This is a genomic window from Allobosea vaviloviae (genome assembly GCF_001298265.1).
GTDB classification, from domain to species: Bacteria; Pseudomonadota; Alphaproteobacteria; order Rhizobiales; family Beijerinckiaceae; genus Allobosea; species Allobosea vaviloviae_B.
In genome coordinates this window covers 1-12,957 of the sequence record NZ_LGSZ01000080.1, presented here as the reverse complement: position 1 = coordinate 12,957, position 12,957 = coordinate 1, and the positions used below count along the sequence as shown (strand labels likewise).

The window sequence follows — 12,957 nt, the reverse complement described above, 5'->3', positions numbered from 1 at the left end:
GCTACATGAACGAAGCGCGTTCATGCGCGATCCCTGACGTTTCGGAAGATGCTTGCGCCGCGATGCCATTGCCTGACGCCCCCCTTATCCTTTCGGCCGAGAATCTTGCCTGTCGGCGGGGCGGCCGGCTGATTTTCGAGGGGCTTACCTTCCGCCTGCGTCCCGGCGAAGCGATCGCGCTGACCGGCCGCAACGGGGCCGGCAAATCGAGCCTTCTGGCGATGCTGTGCGGGCGGCTGCGGCCGGAGGCCGGGACGATTCGCGTCGAGGGTGCCTCCGACGTCGCGCCCCTTGAACTCAGCCATGTCGTGGGGCATCGCGATGGGCTGAAGACGGCACTGACCGCACAGGAAAACCTCGCCTTCGCCCAGGCGCTGCTGGGAGACGCCGTGCTCTCTTCGGCCGATGCGCTAGCCAGGGTTGGGCTTCCCCATGTCGCGGCGCTGCCGGTGGGCTACCTCTCGGCCGGACAGCGGCGGCGCGTCGCCCTGGCGCGGCTTCTGGTGGCAAGGCGACCGTTCTGGCTGCTTGACGAGCCGATGGCAGCACTCGATCTTGCCGCCCAGGCGATGCTGGCCGGTCTGATGCGGGAGCATCTGGCGCAGGGCGGCGCGATCCTGGCCGCGACGCATGGTCCGCTCGGGCTGGACGGCGCGCGCGAACTGAGGATCGGGCCGTGACCCGCGCCTTTCTCGCCATCCTCGGGCGCGATCTCATGCTGGCCTCCCGCGCCGGCGGCGGCGGCGAACTCGCGCTCGTCTTCTTCCTGACGATCGTGGTGCTGGTGCCCTTCGCGCTCGGACCCGACCTGAACCTGCTGTCGCGCATCGGTCCGGCCATTCTGTGGTTAGGGGCGCTGTTGTCCATGCTGATCGGGCTCGACCGATTGTTCCAGGGCGATGAGGAGGATGGTTCGCTCGACCTGATCCGCGCATCCGCGCTGCCGCTCGAGCTCGCGGTTCTGGCCAAGGGGCTGGCGCATTGGCTGACCACCGGCCTGCCGCTGGCGCTGGCGGCACCAATGCTCGGCCTGCTCGTGGCCTTGCCGGGCGAGGCGATGCTGCCGGTCGCCGGGACGCTGCTGGTCGGAACGCCGGCCCTGAGCTTCATCGGCGCCGGGGGAGCGGCGTTGACGGCGGGGTTGCGGCGGGGCGGGTTGATCCTGCCCGTGCTGGTCGCGCCCTTGACGATTCCCGTGCTGATCTTCGGTGTCTCGGCGGCGAACGCCGCGCTGGGCGGAACGGTCCCGTTCCGGACGCCGTTCCTGATCCTGTGCGCGCTGTCGCTGGCGGCGATCGTCGTCGGCACGCTGGCCGCTGCCGCTGCGCTCCGGCAGGCGGAGTAGTTCGGTCAGGCTGCCGGTTTGCTGTCCGGCTCGGCGCACTGCCCGCCCAATTCGACGGCGCAGCCATATTGGGCGGCAAGGCGAGCCACGATCACCGCCATGTCGGCGATGCGGATCTCCGGGACGGCGTGCCGGAGCCGGATTTCCTCGACGGTCGCGTGAACGTCGACAATCCTGGATTCGCTCGCCTTGGAACGGATCGTCGCCTCGACGTCACGGCGCATGTCATCCGGCAATCGTTCCGGCATGGATTCTCCTCGCCTCTGGCCGGAGGTTAGCAGCCTCGGAAGCAGCAGGCAACAAAGCGTTAAATAAATCAATTAAATCAAATTGTTAGAAATGACTGAGGCCTGCGGGCGACACCGATTGCGCCGACAAGGCCTTGATCGCAGTGAACACCGATTCCGGTCTGCGTCGCCGGTGTCGCATGGTCCGCAAGTGCATTGCTGGCTTCTGCCGGCATTGATAAAGCTGCGGGGCAGCTGCGAGGCAGCCCTTGGAGCATGATGCGGTGACATGGCTGGCCTGATCGACCTGGCAAACCCGACGCGCTTCATGCGCCTTTCCGCTGCCGTGCTGCCCTGGATGACGGGCGCGGCCGTGCTCTTGCTGGCCGTCGGCCTCTATCTCGCCTGGTTCGTCGCTCCCCCCGATTATCAGCAGGGCGAGACCATCCGGATCATGTTCGTGCATGTGCCGGCCGCCTGGCTGGCGCTGATGTTCTACACGGTGATGTCGATATCAGCGCTCGGCACGCTGGTCTGGCGGCATCCGCTTGCGGATGTCGCGCAGAAGGCTGCGGCGCCGATCGGCGCCTGCTTTTCCCTGATCTGCCTGCTGACCGGTGCCTTCTGGGGCAAGCCGATGTGGGGCACCTACTGGGTCTGGGACGCGCGGCTGACCTCGGTCCTGGTGCTGCTCCTGATCTATCTCGGCATCATCGCCTTGTGGCGGACGCTCGACGAGCCGTCGCGGGCCGGCCGCGCGGTCGCGATCCTGACGCTGGTCGGCTTCGTCAACGTGCCGATCATCAAGTTTTCGGTCGAGTGGTGGAACACGCTGCACCAGCCGGCCTCGGTGCTGCGCCTGGACGGGCCTTCGATCCATCCCTCCATGCTTTGGCCGCTTTTGATCCTGGCTGTCGGATTCACCGGCCTGGCGCTGGCGCTGCATCTGGTCGCAATGCGCGCCGAAATCATGCGCCGGCGCGTGCGCACGCTGACGATCCTCGAGGCCGAGCGTCTCGACCGGCTGGCGTCGCAAGGGCTGCCGGCATGAGCGCGCTATTGGGCAGTCCTTTGTCATGAGCAGTTTTTTGTGATGAGCGGTCTTGGCCCCCATGCCGGCTTCATCCTGGCGTCCTACGCCGCCGTCGCGATCGTGCTTGGTTGGCTGACGCTGGCCATCCTGCTCGATCACCGGGCGCAGAAGCGGGCGCTCGCGGCGCTCGAGCAGCGCGGTGCCGGCCGTCGTTCGGGGCCGGTTGCGCCATGAGCGAGGTGGAGCCCGGCCGAGTCGAGAATGCCCAGGTCGAGGGCGAAGACGCGATCGCGCCGCGCCGGCGCTCGGCGCTGGTGTTCCTCATTCCGCTGCTGGTGTTTGCCGCGCTGGCCGGAATTTTCCTGGTCGGGTTGTCGTCCGGCGACGCCAGCAAGGTGCCCTCCGCCCTGATCGGCAAGCCGGCCCCTGTGATCACGCTGAGCGCGCTCGAAGGCCTGCAGCGTGACGGGCGTCCGGTGCCGGCCTTCGGCATGGCCGATCTCGCCACGGGCCGGGCGACGATCGTCAATGTCTTCGCGAGCTGGTGCGCGCCCTGCCGGGTCGAGCATCCCTTCCTGGTCGCGCTGGCGGATGCGCCGGCCGTCAAGGCGGGCAAGGTCGCGGTCGTCGGCCTGAACTACAAGGACGAGGCCGAGAATGCCCGGCGCTTCCTCGACGCCCTCGGCAACCCTTATTCCGCCGTCGGCGTCGATCGGCCGGGACGGGCCGCGATCGAATGGGGCGTCTATGGCGTGCCCGAGACCTTCGTCATCGGGCCGGACGGGCGCATCCTGGAGAAGCATGTCGGCCCGCTCGACGCCACGAGCGCCGGCAGGCTTCTGGCGCGGGCGATGGCGGGGAAGTAGCCGGAGGGCGTCATGCTCGGGCTTGACCCGAGCATCTCATGACCAGATGTCTCCGGCGCCTCCGTCGGCCTGAGATTCTCGGGTCTGCGCTTCGCTTTGCCCGAGAATGACGGGCTCAGGCCGCCTTCTTCCCGCCCATCAGGCTGTCGAACATGCCGCGCCCGTCGGTACCGCCGGTCAGCGAATCGATCAGGTTCTCGGGGTGCGGCATCAGGCCGAGCACGTTGAAGCCGGGCGAGTAGATGCCGGCGATGCCGTTCAGCGAGCCGTTGGGGTTGGCGTCCGCCGTGACGTTGCCCTGCGCGTCGGCATAGCGGAAGGCGACGAGGCCCTCGCCTTCGAGCCGCGCCAGCGTCTCCGGATCGGCGATGTAGTTGCCCTCGCCATGGGCGATGCAGACATTGATGACCTGGCCCTTGGCATAGGTCGACGTGTAGGGCGTGTCCGCGCGCTCGACCGTCAGGTGCTGGCGGCGGCAGACGAATTTCAGACCGGCATTGCGCATCAGGATGCCCGGCAGCAGGCCCGCCTCGCAGGCGATCTGGAAGCCGTTGCAGATGCCCAGCACATAGCCGCCGCGGGCCGCATGGGCGCGGGTCGCATCCATGATGTTGGCGCGGCCGGCGATGGCGCCGGTGCGCAGATAGTCGCCATAGGAGAAGCCGCCGGGCAGCACGACGAGGTCGATGCCGGCGGGAAGGCTGGTATCGGCGTGCCAGACATGGGCGACATGGGCCCCGGCCTGCTTCAGCGCCTTGGCGACGTCGCCGTCGCGGTTGGAGCCGGGAAAGGTGATGACGGCGGCTTTCATTGGCTTACGCCCCGATCTCGACGCGGTAGTTCTCGATCACGGTGTTGGCGAGCAGCTTCTCGCAGGCCATCTTGAGCGCAGCCTCGGCGGCGGCCTTGTCGGAGCCCGCGAGCTCGATGTCGAAGACCTTGCCCTGGCGGACGGAGCCGACGCCGTCGATGCCCAGCGATTTCAAAGCGCCTTCGATCGCCTTGCCCTGCGGATCGAGCACGCCGGTCTTGAGGGTGACGGTGACGCGGGCTTTCATGGGGCTCTCCGGACGGGCTTGATCGGGCTGCCTTAACCGCGAATCGAGGTGGGCTCAACCATTCCGCGCGGTTTCACGTGAATCAGCGGCTGCGCCATGCGGCCACCGCATCGCGCCGGGCCGCTGCCGGGTCCTCCGCGACGGCCAGCGCGACGACGAGGGCGTCTGCTTCCCGTCCGTGAAGGATGGCGGTCGCTGCGCTTTTCCCGGACGCGTCTCGCGCGCGAATCTCCACGAGGATGCCAGCGACGCCCTCGGCCTCGAAGCGGGTGACGGTCGTGGTGCTTTTGGCCGGGCCTTTCGGCCTGGCCTTCTTGCGGCTGCGGCTCTCGTCGGGCGGCGGCTTGGAGAAGAGGCGGGCGAGGCTGGCGGGATCAGCCTTGAGCGCCTCTTCCATCCGCTTCGCCTCGCTGCCGGTGAAGGCGACGACCGAGGCGAAGCCCTGCCTGCTGCAGGTGTCGCGCGGGCAGAACACCATGCTGCGGGCCTCGAGCCCGTCATTCAGCACCCAGGAGCCGATCGGCAGGGGCGTCCAGCCCTGCGAGGCCGGGAGTTCGGCGATGCCGGCACCGAAATGGCTGGAGCAGGCCGACAGCAGCATCGCGCAGCCGAAAATCAGCGTCGCGACATGGAAACGGGAGCGCATGCGCTCCCGTTTTGCGGTCGTCTGGGGCATTGCGCCGGGGCTCACTGCACCGCGCTTGGGCTTACTGAACGAGCCTGGGGCCTGCCGGGCCGGCCTTCTCGTTCTCGCCGAGGATGCCGAGGCGGCGTGCCACCTCCGTATAGGCCTCGATCAGCCCGCCCATGTCGTGGCGGAAGCGGTCCTTGTCCATCTTGTCCTTCGACTTGATGTCCCAGAGCCTGCAGGAATCGGGGCTGATCTCGTCGGCGACGACGATGCGCATCATGTCGCCTTCCCAGAGCCGGCCGCATTCGATCTTGAAATCGACGAGACGGATGCCGGCCCCGAGGAAGAGGCCGGAGAGGAAATCGTTGACGCGGATGGCGAGCGCCATGATGTCGTCGATCTCCTGCGGCGTCGCCCAGCCGAAGGCGGTGATGTGCTCTTCCGAGACCATCGGGTCGTTCAGCGCGTCGTTCTTGTAGTAGAACTCGATGATCGAGCGCGGCAGTTGCGTGCCCTCCTCGAGCCCGAGGCGGGTCGAGAGCGAGCCGGCGGCGACATTGCGCACGACGACCTCGAGCGGAATGATCTCGACCTCGCGGATGAGCTGCTCGCGCATGTTCAGCCGGCGGATGAAATGCGTGGGGACGCCGATATCGTTCAGGTTGGAGAAGATGTGCTCGCAGATGCGGTTGTTGAGCACGCCCTTGCCGTCGATCACTTCATGCTTCTTGGCGTTGAAGGCGGTGGCGTCATCCTTGAAGTGCTGGATCAGTGTTCCGGGCTCGGGTCCCTCATAGAGGACCTTCGCCTTGCCTTCGTAGATGCGACGGCGGCGATTCATTGGGATGTACCGTGGCTTGAGGAAATCCAAAGGTCGGCCTTTCTCTGGACGCAGGTCGCCCTGCGGCGGGATCTGGGCCCCTGATCAGCCGGTCCTGCACGAATCCGTGCTGATTCCGATCAGGCTGGAATCAGCGTAGACCGCGCTGCCGGCCGGCTCAATGCGTCGGCGCCCGAGATGGTCGCCACCGCGCCCGCTATATGGCCCTTCTGCACTGCAAACGCAACAAACCGGTCTTTCGCCCCTGCCAGACCCGCCTGCTGCCCGACAGCGAAAACCGTCGCGCATGGCGTTCGACAGCGGATTCCGGACTGGCCCTGTCCCGGCCGCCGCCCTATATGGCTGACAAGCCCTTTTTCCGCGCCCGCCTCGGGCACGCTTCTTGACCAAGAGGACGAAAACCGCATGTCGACCTTCGATCAGCGCAAGGACGCCTTCGAGAACAAGTTCGCCCATGACGAGGAGCTGCGCTTCAAGGCGACGGCGCGGCGCAACAAGCTGCTCGGCCTGTGGGCGGCGGAGAAGCTCGGCAAGAGCGGCGCCGAGGCCGACGCCTATGCCAAGTCGGTCGTGGTGGCCGATTTCGAGGAGGCCGGCGACGAGGACGTGGTGCGCAAGGTCAAGGGCGACTTCGTGACCGGCGGCATCACCGTCGCGGACGACGAAGTCCGTCGCGTGATGACGGAGCTGCTGATCCGGGCGGCCGAGGAAATCCAGGCGGGACGCTGACGGGCCGGATGCCGATGCCGGCTGCGGCGCCCGATCGGCGCCGCCCGACGACGCAGGGCGTGCAAAAACGCAGGACGTGATTGAAGCGGGCGCATGGGCGCCCGTTTGCATTTGCAGGCTCCTCCGGTCCACCTTGGCGCACCCGCCTGACGATCCAAGAGCGGGCCTTTCAACGGATGAAACGCGCCATGGCCACATCGACCGTCCTGTCCTCGCTCGCGGACCGCCTCGCGAAGGGCGACACCATCGTCTCCGCATGGTGCGGCCTGCCCGATCCGAGCATCTCCGGGCTCTTGGCGAAGGAGGGCTTCGATGCCGTCACGCTCGACATGCAGCACGGGCCGATCACGCTCGGCGAGGTGATCCGGGCGGTGCCGCTGATCAACGCCGCCGGCAAGCCGGCGATCGCGCGCATTCCGGTCGGCGAGTTCCAGAACGTCTCGCGGCTGTTCGATGCCGGCGTCTCCGGCGTCATTGCGCCGATGATCAACACGATGGCCGACGCACGCCAGTTCGCGGCCTATTCGAAGTACCCGCCGATGGGCGAGCGTAGCTGGGGCAGCTATGGCGGGCTCGGCGCGTCGGGCCTCGACGCCAATGCCTATCTGCGCGAGGCGAACCGCTTCTCGCTGTCCTTCGCCATGATCGAGACCCGCGAGGCGATGGCGATCCTCGACGATATCCTGGCGCTGGACGGCATCGATGCCGTCTTCGTCGGTCCGTCCGACCTGTCCATCGCGCTGTCGGGCGGCAAGGAACTCAACCCGGCCTCGGCAGAGACCGACGAGGCGATCCGCCACATCATCGCGCGCGCCTCGGCGGCGGGCAAGACGGCGGCCGTCTATGCGCCGTCGGCCGAGCGGGCCAAGGCCTTCCTCGATATGGGCGCGAAGCTCGTCACCGTGATGAGCGACAGCGCGTTCCTCCGCGGCGCGGCGAGCACAGCCTTGAAGGTTCTGGGGCGCTGAAGCTGGCTTCCTGTTTTCGTATCGGCCCCAGAACCGCGTCCCGGTTTTTGGGCCGATGCGTCAGGCATTGACGCCCTCGCGCGCCTTCAGCACGGCGTGATAGGCCCAGAGCAGGCGGGCGGCGACGCCGCGCCAGGGCCGCCAGCCTTCCGCCAGCGCCTCCAGCTCGGCCGCCTTCGGCCGCGCCGGGAGGCGGAAGGCGACGCGCGCCGCCTCCTGGATCGCGAGATCGCCCGGCGCGAAGCCGTCGCGATGGCCGAGGCAGAACAAGAGATAGATGTCGGCGGTCCAGGGGCCTATCCCGGAGACGGCCGTCATCAGCGCGTGGACCTGCTCGGGCGTCGCGGTCTCCAGCGCGTCGAGGTCGAGCTGTCGCGTGGTGATCGCCTGCGCCACCGCGCGCATGGTGCGCTGCTTGGGCCGCGACAGGCCCGACAGCCGCATTTCGTCATCGGTGGCCGCCAGGATGCGGTCTGGCGTGAGCCGGCCGAAGACCGATTCGACCCTGGCCATAACCGCGCGCGCGCTGGCGACCGATAGCTGCTGCGAGACGATGATCGCTGCAATGCCGGCAAATCCGCCCTCGCGCCGACGCAGCGGCGGGATGCCGGTCCTGTCGATGATCGCCCCCCAATCCTGATGGCGCGCGCGCAGAGCCGCCATGCCCTCCTCGAGATCGGCGTCGCAGGTGATTCGGTGAGTCATACGTCCAGCAGCATCCATTCCTGGTCGGTCGGCGTCAGCAGCGTGAGGGTGGACATCCGATTCGCCGCTTGGCTGTTCCGGGGGCAGATCCTAGACAAGCGGCATGGCGTCGTCCTCTGCTCAACCGGTTTTCCGCTTCGCGCCGAGTCCCAATGGTCGGCTGCATCTCGGGCACGCCTTGTCGGCATTGACCAATGAGCGCTTCGCCGCGCGGATGGGCGGGCGTCTTCTGCTGCGGATCGAGGATATCGACCGCGAGCGCTGCACGCCGGCCCTGGTACAAGCGCTCCTGGACGATCTCGCCTGGCTTGGGGTGCGCTTCGAGCCGGAGGTGCGGCGGCAATCGGAGCATATCGCCGGTTACGCCGCCGCTCTCGCCCTGCTGCAGGCGCGCGATCTGGTCTATCCCTGCTTCTGCTCCCGCCAGGAGGTGAGGGCCGCCGTCGCGACGCAGGAGGCGACATCCGGCCGGCCCTGGCACGTCGATCCGGATGGCGCGCCGCTGTATCCCGGCACCTGCCGGGCTTGCGATCGCGAGGTGGCGGCCGCGCGCATCGCGGCGGGAGAGCCGCATGTTCTGCGTCTCGCCATGGACCGCGCGATCGCCGAGGTTGGCGATGTCGCCTTTTCTGTCATCGATGCGGACGGGCAGGCGAAGACGATCACGGCCCAGCCGGCGCGCTGGGGCGATGTCGTGCTGGCGCGGCGGGACGTGCCGACGAGCTATCATCTGGCCGTCGTGCTCGACGATGCGCTGCAGGGCGTAACCCATGTGGTGCGCGGCCGCGATCTGGAGGCCGCGACCGACATCCATGTCGTGCTGCAGTACCTGCTCGGACTGCCGACGCCGCTCTACCATTTCCATGAGCTTCTGACCGACGGGTCTGGCCGCAAGCTGGCGAAGAGCCGGGGGTCGGAAAGCCTCGCCGATCTGAGGGAGCGGGGCGTCACGGCGGCCCAGATCAGGCAGAGGCTCGGCTTCGACGGAGGCGGGGCCTCAGCCGACGCCGAGCCAGCTCAGCCAGGCCGCCGTGGTGACCAGTGAAAGCAGGGTCGACAGCGTGATCGCGCTCGAGGCGTCGGCGACGCCCTGGCGGTACCGCTCGGCGAAGAGATAGGCGTTGATCCCGCAGGGGCAGGCCGCGAAGAGCACGGCGACGCCGGACCAGTGCGGGGGCATGCCGAAAACCTTCGTCGCCAGCAGATAGACGATCAGCGGGTGCAGCCCAAGCTTGAGGCCGCTCAGCACGGCCGGCAACACCAGGCCGGATTCGAGGCCATAGCGCCGCATGGCGATGCCGAGGCTGACCAGCGCGCAGGGTACGGCGGCATTGGCGATCAGGTCGATCAGCGTCCAGAACGGCACCGGTATCTGCGCGATGACGGGTCGCGCGAGCGTGCCGAGAATGATCCCGATGATGATGGGATGGGTGAAGAGCCGCCGGAACAGCATCGTCACCGAGGCCGTCCGGCCTTCGGCCAGCAGGGTCGCGATGGTCATCGTCACCGGGAGGTGTACGGCCAGCAGCAGGCCGAGCGGCACCGCACCGGCGTCGCCATAGGCCTTCAGGATCATCGGGATGCCGACGAAGACGGTGTTGGATTGCGCTGCCGCAAATCCGGACACGACGAGCTCGGGCCCCTTGCGTGCGAAGAAGCGGCTCGCGATCAGCATGGCGAGCGCCCAGACGACGGCCAGTCCGGTGAAATAGGCGATCCAGTAGCCCCAGGGCTGGGCATCGGGAATGTCGGCCTTGGCCAGCGTCCGGAACAGCAGGCAGGGCACCGCCAGCACGAAGACGAAATCCGAGAGGCCCTCGCCGGTGGTCTCGCGCAGCAGCTTCGTCCAGCGCGCCAGATAGCCGAGCGCAATCAGGCCGAAGACGGGCAGGACGACGAGAAGGGCGGCGAGCATGGGCGCGGCACCGGCAGCAGCGACAGGACACGCTTTGCCGGTGTGCCTTTGGGTTCAATATGTCAAGCGACCACTGCGGGGCGGGGGCGCCTCCAGGCCGTTGGCATGCGTTCAGCGCAATTGGGCGACCGCGCCGCCGGCCCGCTCAATCAGGCCCTGGACTTCGTCGCGCTGGCGCTTGAATTCGGCCAGGGTCGGGCCTTGCAGCTCGCGGCCGCGCGGCACGCGGATCTTCATCGGATTGACGAAATTGCCGTTGACCTTGACCTCGTAATGCAGATGCGGCCCGGTCGAGAGGCCGGTCGAGCCGAGATAGCCGATGACCTGCCCCTGGCGGACCTTGGCGCCGGGAACAACGCCGTTGGCGAAGTTCGACTGGTGGGAATAGGTCGTGACATAGCCGTTGGCGTGCTGGATCACGGTGTGCTTGCCATAGCCTGACGACCATCCGGCCTCGAGCACGGTGCCGTTGCCGGCGGCCAGGATCGGCGTGCCGATCCGGTTGGCCCAGTCCACGCCAGTATGCATCTTCGAGTAGCGCATGATCGGGTGGTAGCGCATGCCGAAGCCGGAGCGCATTTCGCCATCGGCGATGGGCTTGCGCAGCAGGAACTTCTTCAGCGACTTCCCTTCCTCGTCGAAATATTCGATCAGCCCGTCCTCGGGCGCCTGATAGCGGAAGACACGACGGGTCTCTCCGCCAATGGTCAGCGATGCCGACAGAATCTCGGCCCGCTCGCCCTCGTCCTCTTCGGTGAAGATCACCTCGAGCGTATCGCCGCCGCGCACGCGCTGCTGGAAATCGAGATCGTAGGAGAAGATGCGGACGAGTTCGTCGATCAGCGGACGCGGCAATTCGTGGCGCATGCCGGTCTCGTAGAGGCTCTCATAAAGGCGCGCGCCGGTGCCGCCCTCATCATCATCCTCTCCCTCGTCGTCGCCCTTGCGCTGGGGCCGCTGCGGACCGACAAGGTCCTGCTTGGGCAGGTTGACGGAGACGAAGAGTCCCTTGTCGTTGACGGCGACAGTGCCGTCAGGCTGGCCGTTGGCCAACAGCGAGACACGCACGATCTGGCGCGGGTCGCTGGGATTGAGGCCCGGCGCGAACAGCGCCTGCAGCACCTGGCCGTCCGGCAGGGCCGAGGTCCGGACCTTGCCACCGAATGCCTGGATCATGCCGCGGATCTGGTCGGGCGCCGCTCCGGCGCCGCGCATGACCTGTTCGAAATTCTCGCCGCGCTTGGCGAGCAGCAGCTTTTCCTCGACGAGGGGTTCCCGCGCGGCTGCAATCGGGGTCTTGGGGGCGTTGGTGAGATTTTCCGGAACGACCCGAACCTCGATCCCCGAGAAGCGGGTGTCTGTCGCAGGTGCATAGGCAAATACGTCGCTGCTCGGCGCAGCTGCGCCGCCCAGAGTGCGGCTCAGCATCAGCTGCGGCGGAATCGGAAGCGGGCGCTGGCGTCCCGACGCGGCGAGGTTGGCCCGCTCCTCCTCGATCTGCGCGATGACCTCGGCGTCGCCGAGCTGAGGCTTGCCGGGGGGGATGGTCATTGTCGTAAGATCGCGCTTGACGATGGTAACGTCGGCGTCGGGAACATCCAGGATCGGCTCGGCGTAGCGCTCGTTGGGCTGGCCGCCCTCGGCGAAGAGGCGCAGCGGATTGAAGGGCGGGATATTGGTCGCATAAACGCCGGTGGTCAGCGACAGGCTGGAGGCGAGCCGGACGAAGGGGCGCACGCGGATGACCTCGCGATTGCCGACGCGCTGGGACATCGGGGCCCGCACCGAGTGCCGCGCCGCCAGGACGGGCTGGCCGGCGACGAGCTTGTCGCCCTTGCGTGCTCCACCGCCATCGCCGGCCGCAGACGAGGCGCGAGCAGCCACCGTCTCGGGCTGCTCGGGGAAGCTGGTGTCACCGCGCATCGCCACCAGGATCGCGGCGCCCAGCAGTGCCGCGCCGCAAGAGCCGACCAGGGCACAGGCCGCAAGCCAGCGCAGCGAGACGCCGCGCCGGTCGAGCGCCTGTTGGCTCGCACCGGCAGGTTGGATCGGCGGCTCTATTCCGAGATCGACCAGGAGCGCGGCTGCCTCGGGGGCAAGCGGCTCGGCTGGCAAGGTGAACTCGGGGTGGGCGTTCATCGTGAGATGTCTGGCGATCCTGAGACGACAATCCCAGGCGAATCGAACCTGGGAGCGATCTGCGCGAACGGGACCCGATGCGAACGCCCGGGCCTTGCGAACCTGAAGAGCGGAACCCCCGACGGATGCACCGAAAGCGTCCGTCAAGACCATGCCCGTGTCGCCGGCCGGAATCAATCCGGCTGGCGCCTGCAGGCATGCTGTGGATGCCGAATGCGGCTGTTTGCGGGCAGCACGCCGCGCGGGCGCGCGTGCTATATAGGCGGATGGCATCATAGGCGGATGGCATCATAGGCGGATGGCATCTGCCGGATGGGAAGCCGGTGCGTCCGAAGCCCCGCCGGCGAAGGACCCGGGCGATTGTCAAAAAACTTTCAAATCCTGTGTTGACAGGTCTGGGTGGTGGGTCCTATAAACCGCCCATCGAGACGGCGCCGCCGCTGAGCGGCGCCTCTTCTGCGCTTTCCCAGGACGTTGGGCCTTGTAGCCGAGAGATCGGT

General features: G+C 67.6%; 16 protein-coding genes. 8 read left to right on the top strand and 8 right to left on the bottom strand.

Annotated features, from left to right (window positions below; translation table 11 throughout):
- Positions 1–62: 62 nt before the first annotated feature.
- Together ccmA and ccmB are read left to right on the top strand one after the other, a co-directional pair.
- Positions 63–680 carry a heme ABC exporter ATP-binding protein CcmA gene (gene ccmA, locus AE618_RS24930; RefSeq protein WP_054211779.1) on the top strand — a complete coding sequence of 206 codons (618 nt, stop codon included), beginning with the start codon at positions 63–65 and terminating at the stop codon, positions 678–680.
- The gene (gene ccmB, locus AE618_RS24925; protein WP_054211778.1) at positions 677–1,345 is read left to right on the top strand and encodes a heme exporter protein CcmB; all 669 of its coding nucleotides are present in this window, start codon (positions 677–679) and stop codon (positions 1,343–1,345) included. Before ccmA ends, ccmB begins: the two co-directional genes overlap by 4 nt.
- Before the next feature lie 5 nt (positions 1,346–1,350).
- Here the strand turns inward: ccmB and AE618_RS24920 are convergent, their stop codons facing one another.
- Entirely contained in the window at positions 1,351–1,593 is a 243-nt protein-coding gene (locus AE618_RS24920; RefSeq protein ID WP_156330483.1) for a hypothetical protein, read from the bottom strand.
- Between the two features lie 268 nt (positions 1,594–1,861).
- On the opposite strand from AE618_RS24920, the gene AE618_RS24915 reads away from it, so the two are divergent.
- The 3 genes from AE618_RS24915 to AE618_RS24910 are packed head-to-tail and all read left to right on the top strand — an operon-like array spanning position 1,862 to position 3,471.
- Positions 1,862–2,623, top strand: a complete 762-nt coding sequence (locus AE618_RS24915; RefSeq protein ID WP_054211776.1) for a heme ABC transporter permease — start codon at positions 1,862–1,864, stop codon at positions 2,621–2,623.
- A gap of 42 nt (positions 2,624–2,665) precedes the next feature.
- On the top strand, positions 2,666–2,839 hold the full coding sequence (ccmD, locus tag AE618_RS27605) for a heme exporter protein CcmD (protein ID WP_082365564.1): 174 nt from the start codon (positions 2,666–2,668) through the stop codon (positions 2,837–2,839).
- Complete coding sequence (locus tag AE618_RS24910; RefSeq protein ID WP_054211775.1) at positions 2,836–3,471, top strand: DsbE family thiol:disulfide interchange protein; 636 nt, start codon at positions 2,836–2,838, stop codon at positions 3,469–3,471. Before ccmD ends, AE618_RS24910 begins: the two co-directional genes overlap by 4 nt.
- A gap of 115 nt (positions 3,472–3,586) precedes the next feature.
- On the opposite strand, the gene purQ is transcribed toward AE618_RS24910, so the two are convergent.
- The 4 genes from purQ to purC form a co-directional block, all read right to left on the bottom strand.
- Positions 3,587–4,282 (bottom strand): phosphoribosylformylglycinamidine synthase subunit PurQ, encoded by a 696-nt coding sequence (purQ, locus tag AE618_RS24905; protein WP_054211774.1) that lies wholly within the window; start codon positions 4,280–4,282, stop codon positions 3,587–3,589.
- A gap of 4 nt (positions 4,283–4,286) precedes the next feature.
- Complete coding sequence (purS, locus tag AE618_RS24900; RefSeq protein ID WP_054211773.1) at positions 4,287–4,529, bottom strand: phosphoribosylformylglycinamidine synthase subunit PurS; 243 nt, start codon at positions 4,527–4,529, stop codon at positions 4,287–4,289.
- Between the two features lie 82 nt (positions 4,530–4,611).
- Positions 4,612–5,175 carry a hypothetical protein gene (locus tag AE618_RS24895; protein ID WP_054211772.1) on the bottom strand — a complete coding sequence of 188 codons (564 nt, stop codon included), beginning with the start codon at positions 5,173–5,175 and terminating at the stop codon, positions 4,612–4,614.
- A gap of 61 nt (positions 5,176–5,236) precedes the next feature.
- On the bottom strand, positions 5,237–6,031 hold the full coding sequence (gene purC, locus AE618_RS24890; protein ID WP_054211771.1) for a phosphoribosylaminoimidazolesuccinocarboxamide synthase: 795 nt from the start codon (positions 6,029–6,031) through the stop codon (positions 5,237–5,239).
- A gap of 375 nt (positions 6,032–6,406) precedes the next feature.
- Here purC and AE618_RS24885 point away from each other — a divergent pair, with 375 nt between their 5' ends.
- The gene (locus tag AE618_RS24885; protein ID WP_054211770.1) at positions 6,407–6,730 is read left to right on the top strand and encodes a DUF1476 domain-containing protein; all 324 of its coding nucleotides are present in this window, start codon (positions 6,407–6,409) and stop codon (positions 6,728–6,730) included.
- A 188-nt stretch (positions 6,731–6,918) separates the two neighbouring features.
- On the top strand, positions 6,919–7,698 hold the full coding sequence (locus AE618_RS24880) for an HpcH/HpaI aldolase family protein (RefSeq protein ID WP_054211769.1): 780 nt from the start codon (positions 6,919–6,921) through the stop codon (positions 7,696–7,698).
- A 60-nt stretch (positions 7,699–7,758) separates the two neighbouring features.
- Here the strand turns inward: AE618_RS24880 and AE618_RS24875 are convergent, their stop codons facing one another.
- Positions 7,759–8,403 (bottom strand): DNA-3-methyladenine glycosylase family protein, encoded by a 645-nt coding sequence (locus tag AE618_RS24875; RefSeq protein ID WP_197280885.1) that lies wholly within the window; start codon positions 8,401–8,403, stop codon positions 7,759–7,761.
- A gap of 103 nt (positions 8,404–8,506) precedes the next feature.
- On the opposite strand from AE618_RS24875, the gene gluQRS reads away from it, so the two are divergent.
- Positions 8,507–9,448, top strand: coding sequence for a tRNA glutamyl-Q(34) synthetase GluQRS (gene gluQRS, locus AE618_RS24870; protein ID WP_054211767.1), 942 nt, complete (start codon positions 8,507–8,509; stop codon positions 9,446–9,448).
- Here gluQRS and AE618_RS24865 read toward each other — a convergent pair.
- Positions 9,401–10,318 (bottom strand): AEC family transporter, encoded by a 918-nt coding sequence (locus AE618_RS24865; protein WP_054211766.1) that lies wholly within the window; start codon positions 10,316–10,318, stop codon positions 9,401–9,403. The genes gluQRS and AE618_RS24865 overlap by 48 nt on opposite strands.
- Positions 10,319–10,429: 111 nt before the next feature.
- Positions 10,430–12,457 carry a M23 family metallopeptidase gene (locus tag AE618_RS24860; protein ID WP_054211765.1) on the bottom strand — a complete coding sequence of 676 codons (2,028 nt, stop codon included), beginning with the start codon at positions 12,455–12,457 and terminating at the stop codon, positions 10,430–10,432.
- Between the last annotated feature and the right edge of the window lie 500 nt (positions 12,458–12,957).